Origin of the sequence: Lysinibacillus sp. RS11 (assembly GCF_042019215.1) — a bacterium.
Lineage (GTDB): Bacteria > Bacillota > Bacilli > Bacillales_A > Planococcaceae > Lysinibacillus > Lysinibacillus xylanilyticus_A.
In genome coordinates, this window is the sequence record NZ_CP168124.1 from 1,554,159 (window position 1) to 1,580,166 (window position 26,008).

Genomic DNA, 26,008 nt, shown 5'->3' on the forward strand with positions numbered 1-26,008 from the left:
TTTCAGCAGTTGTCCAAACATCCGCTGAAAGAAGTTAAAGCCTCCGGCGGATGTCACAGAATCGGAGTGGAGTTCTTTGTGCAAGCACAAAGCCGATTCTGAACGCAATTATGCCGAGGCATAATTGATGAAACCAAGTGAGATTGCATAAGGGAGGAACTAATATGGCAGACTTACGCATTGACTTAGCGGGCATCAAATCGCCGAATCCATTTTGGCTTGCCTCAGCACCACCAACGAATTCAGGTTATCAAGTACAACGCGCATTTGAAGCGGGGTGGGGGGGAGCTGTATGGAAAACATTAGGGGATCCGATTTTAAATGTTTCTTCACGCTTTGCAGCTGTTAGCTTTAACGGACAAAGAGTAGCTGGCTTCAATAATATTGAACTGATTACGGATCGACCGTTAGAGGTAAATTTACAAGAAATCTATGAAACTAAAAAAAGGTTTCCACATCACACAATCATCGCTTCTTTAATGGTGGAGCCAAAACAAGAAAAATGGCATGAGATTGTTAAACGAGTAGAAGATGTGGGGGTTGATGGTCTTGAGCTTAACTTTGGTTGTCCACATGGGATGGCAGAACGAGGAATGGGCTCTGCCTCTGGTCAAGTGCCTGAGTTGGTGGAAAAGCAAACGTACTGGGTGAAAGAGGCAGCGAAAACACCAGTCATTGTGAAGTTAACGCCAAACATTACCGACATTACGGTAACAGCAGAAGCGGCCACAAGAGGTGGAGCAGATGCCGTTAGTATGATTAATACAATTAACAGCTTAGCTGGTGTCGATTTAGATACTTGGAATACAGTGCCTCATGTAGCAGGAAAGGGTGCACATGGTGGCTATTGTGGTCCTGCCGTTAAACCAATTGCACTCAATATGGTTGCAGAGTGTGCTCGGAATCCATTAATCAATGTTCCGATTTCGGGCATTGGTGGTATTTCTAATTGGCAAGATGCCGCTGAGTTTATCTTAATGGGAGCTACTGGCGTGCAAGTTTGTACAGCAGCAATGCATCATGGCTTTAGTATTGTTGAGGATATGATTGATGGACTCAATAATTATTTAGACGATAAAGGAATCGCCTCTGTTATGGATTTAGTAGGACGCTCCGTTTCTAGATATTCCAATTGGGGTGATTTAGACTTAAATTATAAAATCGTGGCTGAAATTAATAACGATGTTTGTATTAACTGTAATAAGTGTCATATTGCATGTGAGGATACATCGCATCAATGTATTGATTTATTTACAGAAGATGGTCGACCAATGCTGAAAGTTCGAGAGGAAGATTGTGTAGGCTGTAATTTATGCTCAATCGTCTGTCCTGTAGATGGTGCTATAACAATGGTTGAACGTAAATCTTCTGTTCCACCAATGACTTGGAATGAACGTCAAGCTCTAATTAGCAGTCTATCTAAGTAAATAAGCTTTCAAATAAACTGAAATTCCACCTTCCTGTTGAAATGTTGAAGGAAGGAGCTTCATGTAGTTGTCACGGAAATTGAACAAAAAAGGAGAGAGTATATGGAACGTGAAGGGAATTATTTAAAATCCCCAGATTTACTTCCAGTGACACATCAACAAAGAAACATTGGAACATTTGGTTTTGCAGTAATTTGGATAGGAATGGCCATTGTTTTAGCAGCTTTTGCAATTGGTGGTTCAGCAATCATGAGCTTACCATTACCAATGGTGATTTTAGCAACATTGATTGGCTCTTGTTTAATTGGTGTATTTATGACGTTAATTGGTGATATAGGGGTCGAACATGGTTTATCATTCCCAGTATATATGCGTGCTCCATTTGGTACGTTTGGTACACATATACCGTCACTTGTCCGAGGAGTAACGGCTGCATGTTGGTTCGGTCTGAACACTTATTTTGGAGCACTTGCAATAAACGGCATTTTAAATTTACTTTTTGGTTATGATAATTGGTTTATCTGTTTCATTGTCTTTGCAGCACTCCAACTCTTTAATACGTCACTAGGAATTAAATCGATTGAGCGATTTGCGGATTTAGCAGCGCCAATTATTATCTTAATTTCTTGCTGGATGTATTATACATTGGCAGATAATGCTGTAGCTCAAGGAAAGAATATTTGGACGTGGGTAGAGACGCCGACAACTGGTTTCGCTGCTTTTACCGCATTTATGGTAGTAATCATGGCAAACATGGGCTTTTGGTCCACGTTAGCAGCGGATATGCCTTCACTTTCACGCTACTTTAAAGCACCAAAAAATGAACGTAATTGGTTTAAACGCAATAAAACACAGTTAGTTGGTTCATTAATCGTCATGCCGATCACAAATACCTTTATTGTGACGATTGGTGCCGTGTGCTATATGGCAGTTGCCTCTGCGGATCCGATAAATGCATTACAGCAAAGTGCTAGTGGCTTTATTTTAGGAATCTTACTGTTAATGATTGTGTTAGCCCAATGGTCCACTAATACTTCTGCAAATGTTATTCCAGCGGCAACAATTTTCTCAAATATCGGCGGCCCCAAAGTACCGTTTTGGGTTGGGGTTGTTATTGCGGGGATAATTGGTATTCTTGCACAGCCATGGAGTTTATTTGGTGTATTAGTAAATGCACTATTAATTATCGGAGGTATTTTAACAGCGATTGTCGGTATTTTATTTGCTGATTATTATTTAATCCGTAAACGTCGTGTGCATGTAAGAGAATTGTATGAATTAGAAGGTCAATTTAAGTATTGGAATGGCTTTAACTTAGCTGGTTTAATCGCTTGGATTATTGGTGGGGCAGTTGCCAATGTTTTCTCCACTTATTCTTCCTTAGTAGGGTTCTTTGTAGGAGCATTTGTATATTATGTATTAGCGAAGTATTGGTGGTTTAAAAAGTACCCTCAAGCTGAGCTAGAAGATCCAAGTGATGCAAAGTATTTAGGTATTACAGCTGGTCATAATTTAGACGAATTATTTGGGCAGCAACAAGTGCCCGTGCCAACTGAGAATGATATCATTGAGCAACCAGATCCGCTATTAGAAGTAAAAGGTGCCGATTAATGTAGACACCCTAAATCGAAAGGTGAGGTGATGGCATGTCAGAATACCAACAAAGCGCAGAAGAAATAAAAAAGATAGATCATCATTTGGATAGCGGCTTTAAAATCCAATATGTTTATGAAAATTTAAGTGGAATGTTTGTAGAATTTGCGCGTCAAGAAGAGGTTATGCTGTTGCAAATTTTAACAGCAGATGCACGCAAATACTTCTCTGCAAAGCTCCAAGAACAGACGTTATTGCAGTAACATAGTAAACTCTATCCCATTCATCCTTAGATGATGAGATAGAGTTTTTTTAACGTAATGAAAATAGAGAGCCGTTAGACCATTCAAAGTGGTGGATAGAACCGTCAAAGTGAAGGATAGAACCGTCAAAGTGGTGGATAGAAGTGCCGAAGCGACGGAAAGAAAAGCTGAAGTGACGGATGGAAGTGCCGAAGCGACGGAAAGAAAAGCTGAAGTGACGGATAGAAGTGCCGAAGCGACGGAAAGAAAAACTGAAGTGACGGATGGAAACCAGAGTGACGGAAAGAAGAGCTGAAGTGACGGATAGAAATGCGAGAGCGACGGAAAGAAGCGTCAAAGCGATGGATAGCCTCGCCAAAGTAGTGGATAGAACCGTCAAAGTGGCGGATAGAAGTGCCGAAGCGACGGAAAGAAAAGCTGAAGTGACGGATAGAAGTGCCGAAGCGACGGAAAGAAGAGCTGAAGTGACGGATGGAAACCAGAGCGACGGAAAGAAGAGCTGAAGTGACGGATAGAAGTGCCGAAGCGACGGAAAGAAGAGCTGAAGTGACGGATGGAAACCAGAGCGACGGAAAGAAAAGCTGAAGTGACGGATAGAAGTGCCGAAGCGACGGAAAGAAGAGCTGAAGTGACGGATGGAAACCAGAGCGACGGAAAGAAAAGCTGAAGTGACGGTTAGAAGTGCCGAAGCGACGGAAAGAAAAGCTGAAGCGACGGATGGAAACCAGAGCGACGGAAAGAAAAGCTGAAGTGACGGATAGAAGTGCCGAAGCGACGGATGGAAACCAGAGCGACGGAAAGAAAAGCTGAAGTGACGGATAGAAATGCGAGAGCGACGGAAAGAAGCGTCAAAGCGATGGATAGCCCTGCCAAAATGGTGGATAGACCCTTCAAAGTGACGGATAGCCCCGCCAAAGTCGTGGATAGAACCGTCAAAATGGTGGATAGAACAGTCAAAGTGGCGGATAGAAGTGCCGAAGCGACGGAAAGAAAAGCTGAAGTGGCGGATAGAAGTGCGGGAGCGACGGAAAGAAGCGTCAAAGCGATGGATAGCCCCGCCAAAGTCGTGGATAGAACCGTCAAAGTGGCAGATAGAAGTGCCGAAGCGACGGAAAGAAGAGCTGAAGTGACGGATGGAAACCAGAGCGACGGAAAGAAGAGCTGAAGTGACGGATGGAAATGCGAGAGCGACGGAAAGAAGCGTCAAAGCGATGGATAGCCTCGCCAAAATGGTGGATAGCCCTGCTAAAGTGGTGGATAGAACCGTCAAAGTGGCGGATAGAAGTGCCGAAGCGACGGATGGAAACCAGAGCGACGGAAAGAAAAGCTGAAGTGACGGATAGAAATGCGAGAGCGACGGAAAGAAGCGAAAGCGATGGATAGCCTCGCCAAAATGGATAGAACATTGCCTTCAAATGTGTTTTTCCTAAAAATACAATTGTATTTTTCAAAATAATTTATTATTATTAAAAAATAATTCATCGTAGAAAGAACTTCAGAGAAAGAGGCGTTATTTGAATGGCAAATAAAGAATTAAAAAGAGGTTTAGAGGCACGTCATATCCAGATGATTGCTCTTGGAGGTACAATTGGCGTGGGTCTATTTATGGGTTCAGCAAGTGCCATTCAGTGGACAGGGCCTTCTGTGCTCCTTGCATATGCAATTGCAGGTATTTTTATTTTTTTCATTATGCGAGCTATGGGAGAGATGCTCTATATGGAGCCTAGTACAGGTTCCTTTGCAACATTTGGCTATAAATATATTCATCCATTAGCTGGTTATTTAACGGCGTGGAGTAATTGGTTCCAGTGGGTTATTGTTGGGATGTCAGAAATTATTGCAGTAGGAACATATATGCAATATTGGTATCCAGATTTACCGGCATGGATTCCGGGTTTAATTGCAATGGTAATTTTAGGTGTTGCCAACTTTATTTCTGTTAAATCTTTTGGAGAATTTGAATTTTGGTTTGCCATGATTAAGATTGTCACGATTATATTAATGATTGTTGCTGGTTTTGGTCTCATTTTCTTTGGGATTGGTAATGATGGCATTGCAATCGGATTATCGAATCTATGGAATCATGGAGGCTTCTTTACAGGCGGTTGGTCGGGCTTCTTCTTCGCTTTATCTTTAGTCGTTGCTGCTTATCAAGGTGTTGAACTTATTGGGATTACAGCAGGGGAAGCGAAAAATCCTCAAAAAACGATTACTAACGCGATTCAAAGTATTATTTGGCGTATTTTAATATTTTATATTGGTGCAATCTTTGTCATTGTGACAGTTTATCCGTGGGATGAATTAGGTACGATTGGTAGCCCATTTGTTGCAACGTTTGCAAAGGTTGGAATTACTGCTGCGGCAGGGATTATTAATTTTGTTGTCATTACAGCTGCAATGTCAGGTTGTAATAGTGGTATTTATAGTGCGGGACGTATGCTATATACGCTTGCGATGAATGGACAAGCACCTCAATTTTTTGCGAAGCTTTCTAGTAATGGGATTCCGATATTTGGTACTGTAGGTGTGCTAGTTGGTTTGGTCATTGGGGTTATTTTAAGCTATATTGCACCAGAAAATTTATTTGTCTATGTATACAGTGCTAGTGTGTTACCAGGGATGATTCCGTGGTTTATTATTTTAATAAGTCAAATACGATTTAGAAAAATAAAAGGTGAACAACTGTCGAAACATCCATTCAAAATGCCACTTTCGCCACTTACAAACTATATAACAATTGCTTTTTTAGTAATGGTGCTTATTGGTATGTGGTTTAATGAGGATACAAGAGTTTCTCTTATTGTAGGAATTATTTTCTTAGCGATCGTTACAATGAGCTACTTTGTTTTTGGTATTGGAAAAAATCGTTATGAAAATAATAAAAACTAATAGCGGTTTAATAAGAGGAGCAAATACGAGCGCGATGTAAGAGAATATCCGTGGAAAAGATACATCGAAAAGGGACAATCCATTGAGAACTGGATTGTCCCTTTCTTTTACTGTTCTTTTCGCATAATAAAGCTTAAATGTCTACCAGCCTGTTTATCTTGACGGTAGGAAAAACCATCTGGGCTAAGGAATGTGCACGTTGAATCAATCAAAATCTGCTTAGAAGGAATACCTGCAAGCTCACATTGTTTTTTGACAGTTTGCTGATTATCGATATGATATTTATTCGTTTGTGCATTGAAATACATAAAGTCCTCAGCGTAGCCTAGGTTGTTGAATTTTTCATAAACATCAGCATCCACTTCAAATTTCTGCTGACTGAGTGCCATACCGATTTGTACATGAAAATCTTGTGGGTTACAATGCTCATGCTCCATTAAATGTTGGAAAAGCTTTAAGGTTACTTCTTTGACAGTCCCTTGCCAGCCTGAATGAACCACGCCAATAAGACCCTTCACTTCGTTATAAAAAATAACAGGTACGCAATCTGCTGTAAAACTACATAAAAATAAATTCGGCTCTAATGTGTAAAGGGCATCGGTATTAGCAATGGCAGTGTCCATTTGCTCAGCGCCACGTCCTTTATCAGACATCGTGACTTTATGGAAATTAGCACTATGTGTTTGTTGAGTACAAATAAAACGATTCAAGTCACAATGCAAAATAGCTGCCAATTTTTTTCGATTTTCTAGTACATCCGTTTCATTCACACATGTATGCAGAGCCATATTGTTTTGTTCTAGCTCGATGTTATCCTTTAAGGTAGTACCCGCGATCAATCGGTCGTTATCAAAATAAATCTTTGTTTTCATATCATCACCTCTTTTTACTATATATGATTGATTAATGAAAGTATAGGCGCTTACTCTTTTTAGAGCCTTGAATATTTACATACCCTTCTTTAGATCTTTTAGACATAAAAAATAGAATTCTTCACATATAGTATCGAAGAATCATTAATAGAGGGAAGGAGTATGTATAGATGACTCAAGAGAAATTCCTACTGATCTGTCAATTAGGCATGGGGCTATTTTGGATTATTACTTACATACTAATTATCAAACGAGGATTTCAGGATAAGAAATATGGCATGCCAATGGCCGCAATTTGTGCCAATATTTCTTGGGAGTTTATCTTTGCCTTTATGTATCCACAAAATGACCTGCAAAGGATCTTTACTTTCCTATGGTTTATGTTAGACGTCGTTATTATGATGCAATTTTTGCTTTATGGTTATAAAGAATATAAAAAAATAATTCCAAGAAAGTTATTTTACTCATCCTTTTTCATTACGCTCGCGGTAAGTTTTTTCATTATTTTAGCGATGATCCATGAATTCAATGATATAACAGGCAAATATGCTGCATTTTCACAAAATCTGATGATGTCAGGGCTGTTTATCGCATTATTTATCCAAAGAGGGAATTTGAGTGGCCAATCAATGGGTATAGCAATATGTAAAATGATTGGTACTATGTTTGCAGCAGTAGGCTTCTATATGTACTTTAGAACACCATTGATCACTATTATTTCGCTTGCCACCCTTATATATGATTGGATTTATATCGTATTAATCTATAGGTTCTATGTGAAATATGCTAAATAAGATTTTTCTTTTTACTTTATGATTTTATTAGCATTAAAAAGGCTCATCACCAAAAGTTGTGGATGACATTTGTTAAAACATATACTATGTAAATAAGTTGATTGGAGTGGAGGCTGGGTGACTCCTTGGGGATCAGCGTCACAGATGAGACCCTGAGGCCAACACGATGTTGGTCACGAAGGCATTGTCACAGGACGTGACGAACTTAGCCTTCGTTCCTTTAGCGAGTGAAGCGGCTCATCGGACGCCCCCAGGAAGCTCTGCTCTGCGCGAAAGCGAAGCGTCAGCGGCAAATGTTTTATCTGTGCGAAAGCGAAGCGACAGCAACAAAGCGCCCAGTCGGAACGGAAATCAACCACACGTTTTGGTGATGAACCATTAAAAACATGTATTGGTAATAATAACTATCATTCTGCTAGTGAAAACTATAGTAATATATCCCAGTTACAATAGTGTTGCAACTATATTACAAGATTAGAACTTAAGAATAGCGCTATATTGGTAATTGTTTAGTCTACTATATCTCTTGTCATACAACTGTAAAAATCCTTCCAAATATTTAGTGATGAATATTGCTCTAAAACTATTTACGATGTTTATAGAGCGAATCAGGAAGGAATGAATTATATGTTTAATAAAGTAAAAAAAGTAGCATTAGCTTCAGTATTATCAGCATCATTATTAGTGCCAGTAGCGGCGATGGCAGCCGATTCATATACAGTAGAAACTGGGGATACTCTATGGAAAATAGCCTCAAAAACACAAACAGGTGTACAAGAGCTAATTGATGCGAATCCGCAACTTGCCAATCCAAATCAAATTAATCCAGGAGAAAAAATTAATATTCCTTCAAATGAACAAGTAAGCGTAGAGCAAGAGGTTGTGAAACTTGTCAATGCTGAACGAGCGAAGGCAGGTCTTCCGGCATTAAAAGAAGATTGGGAGCTTTCACGAGTAGCAAAATATAAATCTCAAGACATGCATGATAAAAAATACTTTGATCACACAAGCCCAACTTACGGTACACCATTTACGATGATGAAAAACTTCGGTATTTCTTATAAATCAGCCGGCGAAAATATTGCAATGGGTCAACCTTCAGCAGAAGAAGTAGTGAAAGCATGGATGAACAGTTCAGGTCACAGAGCGAATATTCTGAACGAAAGCTATACACATATCGGTGTAGGATATGTGAAGGATGGCAATTACTGGACACAAATGTTTATTCAAAAATAAGAGCAATGAACTGTTCCAAAATCAGTTGAAACTGATGGGGCAGTTCTTTTTTATGCTAAAAATTCTAGTGAGGAATCGAAATTTTATCGGCAAGTGAGCTACCGATAATTATTACATTTCCTTTATAGGTAAGATAGGACATGATAGCTGTTCAATACAAACTCCGTCACTCAATTTTGTAAAGTGTTTTCATTTAATAAACAAATAAAAATGATAAAAAGAAACACACTATCAACAATACACGAATAAGATGTCTCTGTAGTATTACGATAGAGGTAGGTGTTTGATGTTGAAGAAAAAGTGGATGGCCATATTGTGTATGATCGGCACAATTGCACTAGTTGGCTGTCAGGGGAAAACGGATGATGAGAAAAAACTCGAACAACAAATTCAAGAGTCAGAGCGAGAAGTTGGGGAATTAAAAAAGCCTGTTAACTTTGAACAACAAACAGAGCCAGTAGTTGTTGAAATTGTGGACCCTTCTACCAAAGCGATCATACACACAATATCACCGAAAGAACTGGACTATGAGCGTGATGTACAATCATATACAAAACAAATTGAGCAATTAGCAAAAGAGTTAGCGAGAGGAAATGAACAAACAGCCGGCTATGATAAGCGTATGATCCTCGATAAACTGGATGATCAAGGAAAAGTAATGGAAGGGAGTCCATTAATTGTTTTAAAAGAAAGTGAATTAGTAGAGAGAATATTAGAAGCATCAGCGACCGGTGGTAAAGTGGAGTTGCCTCTTTATATTACCGAAAGCGGTTATTCTTTTGAAGATATTCCTTATTTAGAAGAAGTAGTTGTCGCATCTTATACAACTTACTTCGGTACCACTGATATAGGAAGAAATAAAAATATTGAACTTTCTGCGGAGGCCATCAATAATGTTATCGTTGGGAGTGGAGATAATTTCTCCTTTAATACAGTCGTTGGACCGAGGGACGAAGCGAATGGTTATCAGCCCGCACCAGAAATCATCAACAAAAAGGTTGTGATGGGTATTGGGGGAGGCATTTGTCAAACGTCTTCAACCTTGTTTAACGCGGTTGATCAAATACTAGTAAAATTTGTAGAACGTCATCACCATTCCTTAGATGTTGGGTATGTTCCAAAAGGAAGAGATGCTACGGTTTCCTATGGTGGATTAGATTTTAGATTCCAAAATACAAGTGACGTTCCATTTTTAATAAAAGCTAACTATAGTAAAAATTCCCTTACTGTTGAGATAAGAACAGCAGAAAAATATGTAGAAATCTTGAAAAAGTCATAGTGTTTTTTTCAAAGAAACTTATCAAGGTTTGCGCGAAGAAAATGAAGTGACAGCGGTATTTTAGGACACCTTAATTTCATTGCCACTTTAATTCTTTCAACAACAAGATGATCATAGCGATTCTTTAGTCGCTATGATCCTTTTAGTTTATATGATGTTTAAAATTTCCTGTGGTGTCGCCACTTTGTACTCGGGTTCCTCTTGTTGAACAACTTCAATAGCGTCATATCCCCAACCAACCCAAATAATAGGCACTCCTACTTTTTTGCAAGCTACAATGTCTCTTTGTTCATCACCAATATAGATAACTTCAGATGGTGTAATGCTTGAATCCTTTAAAAATTTCTTTATCACTTTATCCTTTCCAAAAATACGGTTTGAACAAAGAACATTTGATACACAATGAATGCCGTTCATTTTTAGGAATTCTAAAATGTTCTCCTGTGAATTGGAGGAAATGATAAGGATTTTATAGCCCCTTTGATCAATTTCCATAAGAACGTCTTTAATACCATCATAAAGGTGGACATCATTTAATGATTGACGATACAATCGATAAAATTGTGGTAAAATCATGGGCAATTTATACATGGGGAAGTCAAATAATTTACTACGTTCCGCTATTGACAATTTTTTCAGTGCTTCGATTTCCTTTAACTCTATTCCTTTAAATTTATATTTTAGTGCAAGCGTATTCCATGCTGATGCAAACACTGCTGTAGAATCAGCCAATGTTCCATCAAAATCAAAGATAATATATTTCATGTAAACTTTCTCCTTTATAATCTAGTTGTATAGACGCTTTTTTCTTAAAAATGTTACTAGGAATAGGAAAGCCTATTCTTAATATAATGACATGATTATACAGGATATGAAACAACGTATTGTAAATAACCCTTGATAAGCATTTTTTTCACTAATACTTAAAAATTTTTTCAGGTAAAGGAGAACAAAGCATTTTCTTTGCATGCATCTTAAAGCTAAGGGGGTTTAATAGCATCTGATTACGGAATTTTCTGATAATTATATTATGTAAAACGCCACGAATTTTTTAATATAATTTATCAGGCGTGTTGATTAGGAAAAAATAGGTTTATTATTGAGTGATTAAAGGATCTTTTTGTAGCTATTTTGCTAATATATTCTCATTTAAACTAGATTGTACTCTGGGCTACTCGAGTGCTTTTGCAGCCTTTGCTTTCGTCGCAGAGCTTAGCTTCAGCCTGGAGCGGAAATCTGCCTCTTTGTATTAATTTGAATGGATAAAATGATTAATCAACACACCTGATAACGTATGCTAATAGGAAAATACCTGTCATCCGTTAGTATTGAGACAGGTACAAACAAATACCCATCCCTTTCTCGCCAAAGCATCAAGAGGTGCAGCCTGTATTTTTTAAAGAATTATCTGGATAATATAATAAAATAGTGTTATCGTAAGAAATAGCTAAATAAAAAATCCTTCGGGGTAGGGTGAAATTCCCAATCGGCGGTGATGAAGTAATTCAAAGTCCGTGAGCGCAAGCTGATTTGGTGCAAATCCAAAACCGACAGTTATAGTCTGGATGGGAGAAGGGTAAAAGTATGAGCTTTTTAAATTCATTTGAATTTACAAGGTTTATTTGAGTATGCTTTTGTTAACTACTTCCCATCATTTAAGTTGGGAAGTTTTTTTATCTTCATTCAGTAGGTGTTTAGAACACGAATGAAGATAAAACCTCCGGACGCAATTACGCCAAGGCAAATTGATTTATTATTTAGCTAACGAATTGAATAGTAGTATGTTCTTCGGGGTAGGGTGAAATTCCCAATCGGCGGTGATGAAGTAATTCAAAGTCCGTGAGCGCAAGCTGATTTGGTGCAAATCCAAAACCGACAGTGATAGTCTGGATGGGAGAAGAACAGATGAGATGATAGCCTATGGAAAAATTTTGTATCCATTAGGTTTGTTTGTTGACGTCTTATTAATATGAACTCCCAAACCCCTTTAATGAAAGGGGTTTTTTGTTTGAATGAAAATTCTTTATTGCTGAGAGAAGGGACAACCGCTAAAGATTGGAACGCTGAAAGCATAGGAAGTAGGTGGAAAATTGTTTACAGGGATTGTTGAAGATATTGGTACAGTAAAAACTTTGCAAAGTAATCGACAAAGTATGAAAATTACCGTTATTTCATCGAAAATGGTGGAGGATGTAAAGCTCGGGGACAGTATAGCGGTTAATGGTGTTTGTTTAACGGTGATACATTTTAATGAACAGGAGCTAACGATGGATGTGATGCCTGAATCGGTGAAAGCAACAAATTTACAGCAGCTCGCTGTAGGAGATCCGGTAAATTTAGAGCGCGCCATGTCTGCTAATGGACGTTTCGGTGGACATTTTGTATCAGGACATGTAGATGGAGTAGGGAAAATATTGCGTAAGCGAGCATTAGCAAATGCAGTCTATATTGATTTTGAGTTGTCAGAGGAGTTAACGGGCTATTGTATTCCAAAGGGTTCCATCACGATTGACGGTACGAGCTTAACACTTTTTCAAGTCGAGAAGAATAGTGTCACAGTAGCACTGATACCGCACACTTACAAGGAAACAATTTTAGGTATGAAGAAAATTGGGGATCTCGTCAATATAGAAACCGATTTAGTTGGGAAATATATTTTGCATCAACTGAAGCGTGGACAGGAAATGCCGACCATTACGAGAGACTTCTTAGCACAAAACGGGTTTTAACTAACACTGAACAGGAGGTGGCGATATTGCTACATTCAATTGAAGAAGCAATAGAGGATTTAAAACAAGGTAAGATGATTGTTGTTGTAGATGATGAGGATCGAGAAAATGAAGGAGACTTACTGGCGCTTGCAGAGTTTATGACACCTGAAACGATTAACTTTATGGCGACCTATGGAAGAGGCCTTATTTGTACACCGATTTCACCGCAACTTGCACTGAAATTAGGCTTGCACCCAATGGTCCGTCATAACACAGATAATCATCAAACAGCATTTACGGTTAGCATAGATCATGTGAATACAACGACAGGAATCAGCGCCTTTGAACGAGCGATGACGATAGAAAAAATGATAGAACCACAAGCAAAGGCTGAAGATTTCCGTAGACCTGGCCATATATTTCCATTAATTGCAAAGGAAAATGGTGTCTTAGAGCGTAGAGGTCATACTGAAGCAACAATTGATTTAGCCAAACTTTGTAATAGTATACCTGTGGGCATTATTTGTGAAATTATGGGCGACGATGGTAGAATGCTACGCTTTAATGACCTCATCAAGTATGCAGCTCAACATCATTTAAAAATGATTTCAGTAGAAGCATTGGCAACCTATCGACGTCAACAAATAATTGAAGAAAACAAACTGACAATATAAAAGAGGAGAGAAGAAAAATGGGTAGAACATTTGAAGCACAATTAATTGGTACGGATTTAAAAATAGCAGTAGTAGTAGGACGTTTCAATGAATTTATTACAAGTAAATTATTGGACGGGGCGTTAGATGGTTTAAAGCGTCATGGTGTGGACGAAAACTCGATCGATGTAGCATGGGTTCCTGGTGCATTTGAAGTTCCTTTCATCGCAAAACAGTTAGCTGAAACAAAGACGTATGACGCAATTATTGGATTAGGTACGGTGATTCGTGGTTCAACAACACACTATGACTATGTATGTAATGAATCGGCAAAAGGTATTGCTAGTGTGTCATTATCTACAAATGTACCTGTTATTTTTGGCATTGTTACAACTGAAAATATCGAGCAAGCAATTGAACGTGCGGGCACTAAATCAGGTAATAAAGGCTATGATGCGGCAATGTCAGCTATCGAAATGGCAAACTTAAAAAAGATGATTAGATAAAGCATTTTGTTCAACATCCTGTATTCTTGAATATTTTTAATTAGTAAGGGAAAAATATGCATAAGTGTATTGATTAATGTACTAATTTGGAGCTGGCTCAGTAGGAGATGAGGAATATTTCGTCAATGAAACAGGAGTTAAATTTGAAATCTTTGAAGGCACTATTTCAACGCTCTGCTGATGTGGTATTCCAAGAATATATCTTTCAGCAACAAAAGGTACATTTAATAAAATGTGAAGCGATCATTAATGAGCGGTTACTACACACCGTTATTGTGCAACGAGTCCAATCACTATTTACTGCATCATCGGATGAAATGTTAGAAGAACATATACAAAATAATTTACACATTCCTCATCTTCAGAAAATATCAAGTAAAGATGATGCCATTACAAAAGTCTATAGAGGACATGTATTACTGTATTTTGAAGATATGAATTTGTTGTATTCAAGTAAGATTGCTAAAAAACCTAATCGGGACATTAAAGAAACAACCCTAGAATTAGTTGTCAAAGGTCCGAGAGATGATTTTATTGAGGATGTTTTTATTAATATTGCTTTATTACGAAAACGAATACCTACTAATTCATTAAGTGTTGAAACTTATGAACTTGGTAAACGTTCCAAAACAACCGTAGCTGTGCTTTATTTAGAAGATGTTGTAAATCAAAAGATGCTCGAGCAAATAAAATTACAGCTACAGCAAGTGGATACGGATATTGTATTTAGTGGAGATTTATTGATGGAAAGAATTGAGCGGAGTGCGAAAATTCTACCTAGACATGATTACACTGGACGCCCTGATTTTGCCTTACAAGCATTAAGTAGTGGGCGTATTCTCATTATCGTTGATGGTGTATCCTATGTCATTATTACTCCTGCTAATTCAATGTTACTATTTAAATCAGCTGAGGATAATGAACAGCCGATTATTGTAAGTTCTATGGAGCGTTCATTACGAAGAATAGCTATCTTTTTAAGTGTACTTTTACCAGGTTTTTGGCTTGCGCTAACGACTCATCATCAAGAGCAATTGCCATTGATTCTTTTAGCGACGGTTGTTGAATCAAGAACGGGGCTCCCATTTCCAACGATTCTTGAAATATTAATGATGCTTTTTATGTTTGAATTATTTCGAGAAGCAAATATACATCTACCCAATGTGATCGGTGGTTCAATAAGTGTTGTTGGGGGATTAATTATTGGAGATGCGGCAATTAAAGCAGGTGTTACGAGTCCTTCCATGATTGTAGTTATTGCTACTTCAAGTATTGCAGCTTTTACACTCGTCAATCAATCTATTGTATCCGCAATGAGTATTTTCAGGATAATTAGTATTGTAGCATCTGCTTTTTTAGGGTTATTTGGATTCTTTATTTCGATGTTCTTCATACTTCTTTATATGGCAAACTTACGAGTATTAGGTGTTGCATACTTAAGTATGGGAGCAGATTTAGATTGGCAGGATATTAAAAAGTCTTTATTTCGTTTATCTATAGACGGATACGGTAAGCGACCAACATTTTTAAAAGTACAGGATAAGTCAAGAACATCTAGCAAAGAAAAATAAATACTTACTTAAACAGAGATCAGGTATTATATGCCTGGTCTTTTCATTTTCCCAATAAGTAAGTGGGTGGTGAATGTCAGATGGTGGTAGCCAAAATCTTCTTGTAATGATAAACTAGGAACAAATATTCTCTTTCGGGAACCGAAGAATCCTTGTTTGTAAAAAAAGTGTAAAATAGTAATTATCTAAGTAATTGGAACGATGCTAATAAGCCGAAGTACAAATCCGCTTGTTTCACTCAATTAGCACGATAAATGAAAGTGATTGAAGTAGGTAACAATGCGTCCAAATCTTTCTGAAACGTCTTGCGAAATTTTTCAATGGGTACGAACCACTAAGGAAGTGGCTAAAAAAAACGAATCGAAACAACTATAAAAAATAAAATTTACTATAGTATAATAGTATTGTTGGTTTGAATTGTTGCAATAGTAAAAAGTATGACAACATGTCACCTTCAGCTAACAATTTTTGTGTTTAATGCGAAAGTCAGCTCAAACTAAATGATTACATCATTATATTTCTATAGATGAGGAAGTACCAGTTTGTATGAAAAACCGAAAAATAAAATTAATTTTAATATTATCAACGATCTTATTATTATTGTTTACTAGTTTGAATATCTATACGTCTTATTTAAAAATGAAGAAGACAGTGGAAGAATCGATAGCAAATCAAAGTTTGGAAGCGGCGATTTCTATTGCCTCTTCAATGGATGTCGAGGTGTACAAACAATTTTTAAATAACCCGCAAAAAAACGATTATTATTGGGAAATACGAAACTACTTAAATGATGCAAGAGAAAAAATTGGTGCATTATTTGTTTATACAGTGGAAATTGATAATCCAAAGTTTTCTACAGCAATGATTATGGGGTTACCTCCCGATTTGACGAACAGTTTCGATATTGGAGGAGTCTGTACGGTTCCTGAGTCGGAAGTACAAAAAGCTTATAGGGGAGAAACCTATGTAACGGAAGTAATACATGATGCTGTTCATGGTGCCTATGTGTCTGTTGGTGCACCGATAAATGATGGAGGGAATATTATTGGATACCTAGGTATCGATATAAGTGCAGATAAACTGAATGGCATTAAAGGGAAAGTGATAGAGGATAATCTTTTTACCTTGTTTTTTAATGGTGTTTTTATTCTAATCGTTATTGGTTCTTTTTTATTTTTACAAAGATGGTATCAAAAAGAAGTGGCGAAGGAAGTTGGAGCAACAGAAGATACATACCAAGCAGAAATTAAAGCTTTAATTACTTCGGTGTCTTCTATAAGGCATGATTTCACAAATCATATACAAGTATTACATGGACTTCTTCAATTAGATAAACCTGAGCAAGCAAAACAATATGTATCTTCTCTTTCTAAAGAGGTTCAAGCTATTGAGTCACTTAAATTAAATATTGATCATCCAGGCTTATCAATATTGTTGCAAACGAAAAAACTAACAGCACAAAATCATACTATTGATATGGATTTTACAATTTCGGACGATGAATTTAATAAAATTAAAACAACAGATTTAATTAAAATTTTGTCGAATTTAATTGATAATGCCATTGACGCGGCAATAGAATTACCAGAGGGTCAACGAAAAATAACAATTTACTGTAATGCAGATGAAACACAGTATGAGTTCAAAATTACAAATACTGGTCCTAATATTGAAAATGTCTCACAAATATTTAAGCAAGGATTTTCTACAAAGAAACCAGAAAATGAAAAAATTAGAGGGCAAGGCTTATTTATTGTGAATGAAATTGTCAATAAATACAACGGACAAATTTCTATCGACTCATCAAAACATTTAGAGACAACAGTAATCGTAAAAATTCCGATAAAGTAAATTTCTAAGAGGCTGGGACAAAAAGAAAAAAATGTTAGACCGAATGCATTCGGTCTAACATTTTTTTTGATTTAGGAAGGAACACTCTACTCATTGAAGGGAAAAAGTTATTACCTGTTTTCGCTATTTTTCAAAATAATCGAGTTCTGTCCAAGCCACTTTTTATCTTTATCGATCGAAGTCCGCTACCGGCGAAGTAAGGATTTATTGGCTAATTTAGCTGTTCTACCTGTGGAGTACTGGTTCACAATACGAAAAGCTGTTGCGACTTTCACTTTTACATTTTTTGAGCAATTCATTTCATATAGTACTAATAATCAGAATGGGATTATTGGGGGGAGATGAAGGATTTGGATGAAACAATCCTTGATTTATTGAAAAAAGGTGGATACATTTTGTATGCAAGGCATGGAGAAGCAACGGTCGGTGTAGATCAGCCATATTTAAGTTTTCAAGATTGTTTTACTCAAAGAAATTTGTCTGAAGTCGGGCGAAGGGGGGCAATCTACTTTGGACAAATGCTACGCTATTTCCGAATTCCGGTTAATTCACCAATTGTCGTAAGTCCTTTTTGTCGCACACTTGAAACGGCACAGCTCGCATTTCCTTATGCGTATGTAAGAATGGATCCCTTTTGGTATGAGATCTATAAATTGGGTAGTAAAATCCCTATCAATGAACAAACGAATATATTATCAAATTTGCAATCCGTGTTAGAAAGAAAGCCGCCACAAGGAATGAATCAAGTAATTATTGCCCATAGCTTTCCTGAAGGTGTTGGATTAGGGAAAATTTCAAACATGGGAATGGTTATTGTTAAGCCAAAAGGTCCTGGAAAGGGCTATGAAATAGTAAAAAAATTAAGTTTAGAAGATTTAGCGCATTTAGATCGTGGCTCAAGTTAAAGCTGAATGAGGTGAAAAAATTAACACAGTCTTACAGTGTATAGATAGAGGAAACTTTGAAAGCTTGGAGGAAATTTGTTAATTATGAGATTGGCGACTATCGAAAAGCGAGATATTACATCGAGCTTTCACAAATGAAAAGCGGGGAAGATGTAACGAAGCTGGATGAGTGTTATCACTAGGAGGTTGAATCGCCCAACTGAACTGTGCGTACGGTGGTGGGAAAGTCTTCTACTCGATTTTGTTTTTTGGCTAAAAGTTTTCACAAAAAAAGCCACTAATGTGACTTCATTTTATTATTTATTTACTTACTTCAATAGTATGAATAACATCTTCACCTTGCTCATCAAAATTAGAATTTGTAGGAGCACTCACACGAATTTCGATATTTTTCAAATCCTCAACCTTGGAATTTTTTAAAACATATACATTATAGCATTCATGTTTTACTTTCCCAAGATAGTTACCCTCTATATGTTCAGATAAAACCATATCAGGCTCTAATTGTTCTTTTATATTTGTAATGATTACGGCTTGCCCAAGATAAAAAATTCATATCTTCAGTAGATGTATTTCACCACTCATAGAAATAGTTAAAGCATCTACTTCTTCTCCTACAGCTACATCAAATAAATTAGCTGCTTCTTCAGTTTTGGGTTTAATTAATAGCTTCGATATTGTACAGTATTGGCCCAGATTGCCCACGGATGCCTAATTCTTTGTTAGTATAAGTATTAATGGCTTTTAAATTTGCATTTTCTTGTACGTCATCTTTTTCCGATGAATCATTAGTTTTATCTGTTGACACAGATTTTTGTGTTTCCTCTTTTGACTTTTCTTCTTTGCCGGCATCATCTTCACAACCAGCCAATCCTAAACTTAATACGAATGCTGCACTAAAAATTATTTTTTTTATTTTATGATTCCCCCTATATATTTCTATTTTGGGTAATATAAAGGGAAAAGTACATACGGAAAACAGCTAACTGTGATTTGTTCTGTTAAATTAGTACCTATCCTAAATGTTCAATGGCAATGCTACTGGCAAAGTAATAAACAAGGAGAAGCTAAAATTTGTTAAAACGAGAAAAATGAAATGATTGGAGAATGGCAACGTAGAAGATCGTCCACACTTTATCGTAAGCATCACAGTTAACTTTTTAGTAAGCGATTCAGCCCCAAGCAATTTGATGGTCAATGAGGCTAACAGTGGCGATGGAGTAGCTGCAGATGAAGAAAAAAATAGATTCCTACATGCAAAAAGAAATTTAAGCTATATAATTATTTTTTTTATAGTAAAATTATTATGGATAGTTGCTAAGTATTTGATAAAAAAGGATGAGTGTTATATGACGTTTGAAGAGATATTACCACGCTTAAAAGCAGGAGAAAAAGTAATTCGTGAAGGTTGGGGCGGCGCAGAATTATATGTGAAGCTCGTTGGGCAAAGCGAGCATGATGGTGAAACTTTAAATCCGTATTTTTTAATTAATGTACGTGGTGAGGGCTACACAATGTTTACACCGACAGTCTGTGATTTGTTAGCGGAAGATTGGATCATTGTCAATTAATCCAAAGAGAAGCCATCTCAAATGAGGTGGCTTCTTGTTTATTTTTTGAGGAGAGATGTTATGAAGTTTGAAGAATATAAGGGTAAGACGGTATTTGTAACGGGGGCTGCTTCAGGTATTGGACAGGCTCAAGCTAGTGCATTTTTAGAGAATGGAGCAAACGTATTCGGTTTTGATTTGGATGAGCAAGGGTTAATAACACTACATCAGCAATATCCTCATCATTTTGCATATAGAGTAGGTAGTGTATGTAATATGAACGATGTTGAGCAAGCATTTGAAGCCGTAGTTTCAATATTTAAGCAAGTAGATATTTTATTAAATACTGCAGGCATTTTAGATGGCTTTGCAAAGACGCTTGATACAGATGAAGCGCTTTGGGATAAAATCATGAATACGAATGTAAAGGGCACTTTTTTTGTGACGAATACGGTATTACCTCATATGGTAAAACGAAAATCAGGCATAATCGTCAATATGGCATCTATTGCAGGGCTTGTGGCTGGTGGTGGTGGAGCTGCTTACACAGCGTCTAAACATGCGATTGTTGGTTATACGAAGCAGTTAGATTTAGATTACTGTCGTGAGGGAATTCGTGCCAATGCCATCGCACCTGGAGCCATTCAAACACCAATGAACAAGGCTGACTTTGAAGGGGACGGAGAAATGGCGAAATGGGTAGCGAATGAAACGCCTGCAGGTCGCTGGGCCCAACCAAGTGAAGTGGCGAATCTCACACTTTATTTAGCTAGTCAATCGGCTGATTATATACATGGTGCAATTATACCGATTGATGGTGGCTGGCTTACAAAATAAGATTGTTCATTATTAAATTCTTCTGCTATAATACGCAAGTAAGCAAAAATTAGCTTGCACTACGGCACTTCAGATAGGGCGAAATGCTCTCTTCCTTTGGTCGTAGTTATGACTAAAATAGCGGATGTGCTATTTTACAAAGGAGAATAAAATTGAATACATCTATTGTAAAAGATTCAAGCCGTACTTCTGTAAGTGAACTTACAAAGACGGCACTTGTTGCAGCTTTATATGTGGCTGTAACTGTTTTATTGTCAGTTATTAGTTTTGGTGCAGTACAGCTACGTTTGTCAGAGATGTTCAACTATTTGGCATTGTACAACAAGCGATATGTAGTAGCCGTGACCTTAGGAGTAGTACTTGCAAATTTCATGTCACCAACATGGATGTTAGATGTACCTATTGGTGGTATTGGGACATTTCTTGTATTAATTCTTTGCCGAAGAGTAACGAAAAATATAACAAATGATATTGTGAAAATGGTTATAACTGCATTGATTTTTGCTGTATCAATGTTCACCGTTGCAGGACAATTAACAATCCTCTATGATTTTCCGTTTTGGGCAACTTGGTTTACGGTTGGGGTTGGGGAATTGCTGTCAATGACTGTTGGTGGTGTGACTATTTATTTATTAAATAAAAAAATCGATTTATCGAAATAATTTAAATACAAAAAAAGCAAGTCACCTTGTAATAAAAGGGGACTTGCTTTTTTACATTATTCAACTGTTACAGATAGTTCCTTCACAAGGAGGGATGAGGAGCCATACCCATTTGGCAGGAAGTAAAGCTCTGAGCTAGTTTCTTCGATATTGTTTAAGAAATCAAAGAAGTTTCCGGCAATTGTCATTTGTTTCACAGGCGAAGCAATTTTACCATCTTGAATATGGAATCCTTGTGCCGCGACAGAAAAATCGCCAGAAATTGTATTCGTACCAGAGTGAAGTCCAGATAATTTAGTAATAAGTACTCCTTCAGATACCGAGGCAATTAACGCCTCTTGTGATCGCTTACCTGGTGAAATATATAAATTTTGGGGTGCGATTGATAAAGTGCCCTTGTAAGAATCTTTATGCGCATGCCCACTCGTTTCGCAGCCTTCCTTCTTTGCCGTTTTTCTATTATGCAATAGTGTTTGCAGTATTCCATCTAAAATGATCGCCTGCTCTTTTGTTGCAACACCTTCACCATCAAAGCTTGCTCCAGACAAAGCTTCAGGGTGGAATGGGGCATTAAGCAATGTAAAAGTATCTGACGCCACTTTTTGTCCGACTTTCCCTTTTAATAAAGATTGGTCCTTTTGTGCATTTTCAGCTGACAGAATAGGCATAAAAATACTTAGTAAAGAGGCTGTAGCATCAGAGCGTAGGATGATTGGATATTTTCCAGATGGAATCGACTTTTCGCCTAGATTCGCAAGTGCTTCCTCAGCGGCTGCTTTTGCAATTTCATCTGCATTGAGAGAATGAAAATCACGTGTCATTTTTAAATAACTACCCGTTTTCAGTTCCTCGCCTTCTCTGACAACTGTAGACAGGAAGATTACTAAGCCGTTCTCCTTATGCGATAAGGATAGGTTTTTACTATTCGCTAATGAACGTTCAGTGCTATATTCTTGAAGGAAACAATAATCTAGCGTTACAATACGAGAATCATACGCACGAATTTTTTGTTCAATTAAACGAAGGAGTTCTATTTTTTCAGGAATTCCAATAGTCTCTAATTCCTCATTGTAAAATTCATAGGACGTGTATTCATTACTGCCTTCAAAAATATCTATGCACTCATCTTCATCTAGAACATCTGCATTTGCTTTTGCACTATCGATTAAAAAGGACATCGAATCATCGTCTAATTTTTCCGTATAGGCGTAACCCAATTTTCCGTTATACAGCCCACGTAGACATAGACCCCCATCCTCAGACGTTTCATAGCTATCAATTTGTCCTTCATAAAGCATACACTGAAAAGAGTTTTTTCGTTCAAAATATACTTCAGCTTCTTTAAAACCGGCCTTTATCGCCTTATCTAGAAGTTTTTCTTGATATTCTACAATGTTCATAAATTATTCCCCCTTCGTTCCTCCAACTGTTATTTCACTTACGCGAATCATTGGCTGGCCAACATTGACAGGAAGACTACCACTAATAGATCCACACATACCTGCACCGTGCGCAAGATTATTACCAACACGATCAACTAGCTGTAAAGTTCTTGCCCCGTTGCCTATAAGTGTTGCACCGCGTACAGGACGATCGATTTTTCCATCCTTAACTATATAAGCTTCCATAACCGCAAAGTTATAGTCACCAGTCGAAGGATTTACTTGCCCGCCGCCCATATATTTTGCATAAATACCATATTCGGTTGATGCAATAATTTCTTCAGGTTTAGAACTGCCTGGAGCGATATATGTGTTTGTCATTCGGGATGTTGGATTGAAGCGATAGGATTGGCGACGAGAAGAGCCGGTTGGTTCAGCATTCATACGGCGCGCATTAAATTTATCAATCAAGTAGCCTTTTAAAATACCATTTTCAATTAAGATGTTTTTTCGTGTTTTTTCCCCTTCATCATCAATGTTAAGGGAACCCCATTCGTTTGGAAGTGTGCCATCATCAATATATGTAACAATTTCAGGGGCAACTTTTTCACCAATACGATTTGCAAAAACGGAATTGTTTTTCGCGACAGCTGTTGCTTCAAGACCATGACCACATGCCTCGTGAAATATAACACCACCAAATTCATTATCAATGATGACTGGGAATTTACCGCTAGGACATTCATCGGCATGAAGCATAGTGACTGCAATCCGTGCAGCTTCGCCAGCATAGTGCTCCAGATTTAGATTTTCGATAAATTCAAAGCCTGCATGTGCACCAGGACCATAGAAGCCCGTTTGCATTTCTTTGCCCTCGGAGGCGGTTGCCTGTATGGCAAGTCGACTATGAATGCGCGTATCTTCTACAAACTTCCCTTCTGAGTTGGCGATTAAAACATGCTGCTCTTCGTCAAGATATCTTACTTTAACTTGATTGATGCGTTCATCATAATTTCTAGCAATGTCATTAGCCTGTCGCATGATTGTTGCTTTTCTAGCATGCTCCACACTGTTTGGTAGAATGATAATGTTATGAATTGGCGTAATGATGTCTTTTTTCAGTGGTTGGATCGTTCCTGTAGTACCTCCTTTAATGGCAAGTGCTGCTCGTTTTGCTGCTGCTAGTAAGCCTTCCTCTGAAAAATCATTTGTGTACGTATAGATGCTTTGAAGTCCAGAAAAAATGCGTATACCAATGCCGAAATCACGTCCTGAAATGCTTTGTTCAATTTTTCCACTTTGTAATGTTAATTCATTGACAAATTTATCCTCGATAAAAACTTCGGAAAAATCACCACCTGTAGAAAGTGCTGCTTCAAGTACATTTTCAATTACTGATTGTTTAATCATATTTTCCCCTCCTTTTCTTGATTATACTAAATGATGGAAAAATTCGAAAATAAGAAACATTCAATTTTTTCATAGATTCATGTATATTCCAAAGGAAACATTTTATGATTTGATGAAAGTGGTGTATGGATTACTGAGGTATTGGGACATTGCGGGTGGATGAAAAGGGTTAATCAACACACCTGAAAAATTATCATAAAAAAATGGAATCATAATTACCTTTTTAAACCAGACTAATTGGAAAACAAAGTAGAGGATGATGACATGCAACAACAGCAATATAATGCAGGGGATATTGTTTACATTTTTTATCGTGATCCCCAGATTGAAGATGTAGCAAATATCCAGGAAGCGAAAGTGGTGAACAATCCGGATCATCCAAATGAACTAGGACTATTTCTATTAGAGACGTATTATCCGATAACAAACGATATTCTAATTTATACAAGCGAAATGGATGCCGAGCAAGCTTATCATCAGTATTTTCATTGAAGGTGGAAGGAAGAGGATATTATGGAGCTCTTACAGCTAAATGCAAAAAATTTCCCTAAAAACAAAACATGAATTTTTCCTTAAAGGCACATCTTTTAGAAAGGTGTGTTTTCCTTTTTTAGGTGCTGTATAATCCCATACTCGCTGGTAACGCTAACAAAGATAGTCATGAGAGGGGAGAATACATTATGGATTCATTCCAAGTAAATTGTTGGTCGGAGCATGATGAACTTAAGGTTGTTATGCTTTGTGCACCTTCAAAATTAGATGTACCAGATTTAACAATAGCTGAAAATGTAGGATGGGATGCTACTGTCAATCATGTGAAAGCAATGGAGAATTTCATGGAATTTAAGACAGCCCTAGAAAATGAGGGTGTCCATGTTATTGATTATTCGAAGGAGCTAACAAATGAAGAGAATATAGTAAGTGAGCAGCTTATTAATCGCTACTTTGTGCGCGATCTTGCCTGTGTTATAGGAAATAGTATTTTCCTTGGAGAGGCAGGTAGTTCGTTAAGGCGTCCAGAGTATCCACATGCGCACTCATTATTAGAAAAGTGGTTTCCAGAAAAAAAATTAAAAGTTCAACAACCTTCTACTGCTTTAGAATGTGGGGATGTTCTCATTTTAAATAAGGATGCCGTGCTTATTAATATTGGAATGAGGACAACGTTAGAGGCTGTGGAGAGTATCAAGGATCGTATTTTCCAAGAAGGATTTTCGGAAATTGCACTCATTGATTTGCCGAGACGCTCCGATACACTTCATTTAGATATGAATTGTAATGTAACGAACGCTAATCTGCTCATAGCTAAAAACTTTATGCGTTATTTTCCTGTACACGTCTTCACAGCTCAAACTAGTCGTTTTGAAATGACAGAGCAATTTTTAAAGCACCATGGCTTTGACGTTTACTTTCTTGAAAAATATAATACAATCCCTGATATCAATTTTATTAATCTTAATCCCGAGACACTGTTGATTAGTAAGCAAGCAACGAAGCAACACTGGACGAGGCATCCATTATTGCAAAACAAGAATTTGATAGAAGTTGATATCACAGAGCTTGAAAAAGGCGGTGGTGGCATTCGTTGTATGACATTGCCATTGTTAAGAAAGTAAA

25 protein-coding genes, 1 pseudogene and 2 riboswitches are annotated in these 26,008 nt (G+C 37.4%); of the genes and pseudogenes, 19 read left to right on the forward strand and 7 right to left on the reverse strand.

Going from position 1 to position 26,008, the window contains the following annotated elements:
• The first annotated feature begins 164 nt into the window (after window positions 1-164).
• From preA to AB9L17_RS07660, 3 genes are all read left to right on the forward strand, one after another.
• Complete coding sequence (gene preA, locus AB9L17_RS07650; protein ID WP_375200331.1) at window positions 165-1,427, forward strand: NAD-dependent dihydropyrimidine dehydrogenase subunit PreA; 1,263 nt, start codon at window positions 165-167, stop codon at window positions 1,425-1,427.
• A gap of 102 nt (window positions 1,428-1,529) precedes the next feature.
• A complete protein-coding gene (locus AB9L17_RS07655; protein WP_375200332.1) occupies window positions 1,530-3,038 on the forward strand; it encodes an NCS1 family transporter in 1,509 nt (502 codons plus the stop codon).
• A gap of 35 nt (window positions 3,039-3,073) precedes the next feature.
• Window positions 3,074-3,283, forward strand: coding sequence for a hypothetical protein (locus AB9L17_RS07660; RefSeq protein WP_068982800.1), 210 nt, complete (start codon window positions 3,074-3,076; stop codon window positions 3,281-3,283).
• 49 nt (window positions 3,284-3,332) lie between these two features.
• Here the strand turns inward: AB9L17_RS07660 and AB9L17_RS07665 are convergent, their stop codons facing one another.
• Complete coding sequence (locus AB9L17_RS07665) at window positions 3,333-4,490, reverse strand: hypothetical protein (RefSeq protein WP_375200333.1); 1,158 nt, start codon at window positions 4,488-4,490, stop codon at window positions 3,333-3,335.
• 311 nt (window positions 4,491-4,801) lie between these two features.
• On the opposite strand from AB9L17_RS07665, the gene AB9L17_RS07670 reads away from it, so the two are divergent.
• Window positions 4,802-6,172 (forward strand): amino acid permease, encoded by a 1,371-nt coding sequence (locus AB9L17_RS07670; RefSeq protein WP_068982797.1) that lies wholly within the window; start codon window positions 4,802-4,804, stop codon window positions 6,170-6,172.
• 107 nt (window positions 6,173-6,279) lie between these two features.
• On the opposite strand, the gene pgeF is transcribed toward AB9L17_RS07670, so the two are convergent.
• Window positions 6,280-7,044, reverse strand: a complete 765-nt coding sequence (pgeF, locus tag AB9L17_RS07675; protein WP_375200334.1) for a peptidoglycan editing factor PgeF — start codon at window positions 7,042-7,044, stop codon at window positions 6,280-6,282.
• A gap of 170 nt (window positions 7,045-7,214) precedes the next feature.
• On the opposite strand from pgeF, the gene AB9L17_RS07680 reads away from it, so the two are divergent.
• The 4 genes from AB9L17_RS07680 to AB9L17_RS07695 all read left to right on the forward strand — a co-directional run bounded on the left by AB9L17_RS07680 (window position 7,215) and on the right by AB9L17_RS07695 (window position 10,353).
• Entirely contained in the window at window positions 7,215-7,838 is a 624-nt protein-coding gene (locus AB9L17_RS07680) for a hypothetical protein (RefSeq protein ID WP_068982795.1), read from the forward strand.
• 166 nt (window positions 7,839-8,004) lie between these two features.
• The gene (locus AB9L17_RS07685; RefSeq protein ID WP_139114358.1) at window positions 8,005-8,220 is read left to right on the forward strand and encodes a hypothetical protein; all 216 of its coding nucleotides are present in this window, start codon (window positions 8,005-8,007) and stop codon (window positions 8,218-8,220) included.
• A 245-nt stretch (window positions 8,221-8,465) separates the two neighbouring features.
• Window positions 8,466-9,074: a SafA/ExsA family spore coat assembly protein gene (gene safA, locus AB9L17_RS07690; protein WP_068982794.1), complete on the forward strand. Its 609-nt coding sequence runs from the start codon at window positions 8,466-8,468 to the stop codon at window positions 9,072-9,074.
• Between the two features lie 289 nt (window positions 9,075-9,363).
• Window positions 9,364-10,353 (forward strand): VanW family protein, encoded by a 990-nt coding sequence (locus tag AB9L17_RS07695; protein WP_375200770.1) that lies wholly within the window; start codon window positions 9,364-9,366, stop codon window positions 10,351-10,353.
• A 147-nt stretch (window positions 10,354-10,500) separates the two neighbouring features.
• Here the strand turns inward: AB9L17_RS07695 and AB9L17_RS07700 are convergent, their stop codons facing one another.
• Entirely contained in the window at window positions 10,501-11,118 is a 618-nt protein-coding gene (locus AB9L17_RS07700; RefSeq protein WP_068982793.1) for an HAD hydrolase-like protein, read from the reverse strand.
• Between the two features lie 690 nt (window positions 11,119-11,808).
• Window positions 11,809-11,934, forward strand: a riboswitch (FMN riboswitch).
• A gap of 199 nt (window positions 11,935-12,133) precedes the next feature.
• Window positions 12,134-12,259: riboswitch (FMN riboswitch) on the forward strand.
• Between the two features lie 184 nt (window positions 12,260-12,443).
• Between AB9L17_RS07700 and ribE (AB9L17_RS07705) the strand changes: the two genes are divergently transcribed.
• The 6 genes and pseudogenes from ribE (AB9L17_RS07705) (at window position 12,444) to AB9L17_RS07730 (ending at window position 18,550) form a co-directional block, all read left to right on the forward strand.
• The gene (ribE, locus tag AB9L17_RS07705; protein ID WP_368637911.1) at window positions 12,444-13,082 is read left to right on the forward strand and encodes a riboflavin synthase; all 639 of its coding nucleotides are present in this window, start codon (window positions 12,444-12,446) and stop codon (window positions 13,080-13,082) included.
• Between the two features lie 26 nt (window positions 13,083-13,108).
• Window positions 13,109-13,702: pseudogene (gene ribB / locus AB9L17_RS07710) on the forward strand (3,4-dihydroxy-2-butanone-4-phosphate synthase); the annotation flags it as partial.
• A gap of 53 nt (window positions 13,703-13,755) precedes the next feature.
• The gene (gene ribE, locus AB9L17_RS07715; protein WP_068982791.1) at window positions 13,756-14,223 is read left to right on the forward strand and encodes a 6,7-dimethyl-8-ribityllumazine synthase; all 468 of its coding nucleotides are present in this window, start codon (window positions 13,756-13,758) and stop codon (window positions 14,221-14,223) included.
• Window positions 14,224-14,348: 125 nt separating this feature from the next.
• Window positions 14,349-15,794: a spore germination protein gene (locus AB9L17_RS07720; protein ID WP_068982790.1), complete on the forward strand. Its 1,446-nt coding sequence runs from the start codon at window positions 14,349-14,351 to the stop codon at window positions 15,792-15,794.
• Between the two features lie 546 nt (window positions 15,795-16,340).
• On the forward strand, window positions 16,341-17,645 hold the full coding sequence (locus tag AB9L17_RS07725) for a sensor histidine kinase (protein WP_068982789.1): 1,305 nt from the start codon (window positions 16,341-16,343) through the stop codon (window positions 17,643-17,645).
• Window positions 17,646-17,986: 341 nt separating this feature from the next.
• On the forward strand, window positions 17,987-18,550 hold the full coding sequence (locus tag AB9L17_RS07730; protein ID WP_375200335.1) for a histidine phosphatase family protein: 564 nt from the start codon (window positions 17,987-17,989) through the stop codon (window positions 18,548-18,550).
• Window positions 18,551-18,850: 300 nt separating this feature from the next.
• Here AB9L17_RS07730 and AB9L17_RS07735 read toward each other — a convergent pair whose 3' ends face one another.
• A complete protein-coding gene (locus AB9L17_RS07735) occupies window positions 18,851-19,042 on the reverse strand; it encodes a hypothetical protein (protein WP_375200336.1) in 192 nt (63 codons plus the stop codon).
• 166 nt (window positions 19,043-19,208) lie between these two features.
• Window positions 19,209-19,421 (reverse strand): hypothetical protein, encoded by a 213-nt coding sequence (locus AB9L17_RS07740; protein ID WP_375200337.1) that lies wholly within the window; start codon window positions 19,419-19,421, stop codon window positions 19,209-19,211.
• Between the two features lie 478 nt (window positions 19,422-19,899).
• Here AB9L17_RS07740 and AB9L17_RS07745 point away from each other — a divergent pair, with 478 nt between their 5' ends.
• From AB9L17_RS07745 to AB9L17_RS07755, 3 genes are all read left to right on the forward strand, one after another.
• Window positions 19,900-20,121, forward strand: coding sequence for a DUF2829 domain-containing protein (locus tag AB9L17_RS07745; protein WP_068983471.1), 222 nt, complete (start codon window positions 19,900-19,902; stop codon window positions 20,119-20,121).
• Window positions 20,122-20,181: 60 nt separating this feature from the next.
• Entirely contained in the window at window positions 20,182-20,937 is a 756-nt protein-coding gene (locus AB9L17_RS07750) for a 3-oxoacyl-ACP reductase (protein WP_068982785.1), read from the forward strand.
• A gap of 152 nt (window positions 20,938-21,089) precedes the next feature.
• Complete coding sequence (locus AB9L17_RS07755) at window positions 21,090-21,599, forward strand: QueT transporter family protein (protein ID WP_375200338.1); 510 nt, start codon at window positions 21,090-21,092, stop codon at window positions 21,597-21,599.
• A gap of 56 nt (window positions 21,600-21,655) precedes the next feature.
• Here the strand turns inward: AB9L17_RS07755 and AB9L17_RS07760 are convergent, their stop codons facing one another.
• Window positions 21,656-22,999: a TldD/PmbA family protein gene (locus tag AB9L17_RS07760; RefSeq protein ID WP_068982783.1), complete on the reverse strand. Its 1,344-nt coding sequence runs from the start codon at window positions 22,997-22,999 to the stop codon at window positions 21,656-21,658.
• A gap of 3 nt (window positions 23,000-23,002) precedes the next feature.
• Entirely contained in the window at window positions 23,003-24,391 is a 1,389-nt protein-coding gene (locus AB9L17_RS07765) for a TldD/PmbA family protein (RefSeq protein ID WP_375200339.1), read from the reverse strand.
• Between the two features lie 264 nt (window positions 24,392-24,655).
• Between AB9L17_RS07765 and AB9L17_RS07770 the strand changes: the two genes are divergently transcribed.
• Together AB9L17_RS07770 and AB9L17_RS07775 are read left to right on the forward strand one after the other, a co-directional pair.
• Window positions 24,656-24,883: a transcriptional regulator SplA domain-containing protein gene (locus AB9L17_RS07770; RefSeq protein ID WP_068982782.1), complete on the forward strand. Its 228-nt coding sequence runs from the start codon at window positions 24,656-24,658 to the stop codon at window positions 24,881-24,883.
• Window positions 24,884-25,071: 188 nt separating this feature from the next.
• Window positions 25,072-26,007: an arginine deiminase family protein gene (locus AB9L17_RS07775; RefSeq protein ID WP_375200340.1), complete on the forward strand. Its 936-nt coding sequence runs from the start codon at window positions 25,072-25,074 to the stop codon at window positions 26,005-26,007.
• The last annotated feature ends 1 nt before the right edge of the window (window position 26,008 follow it).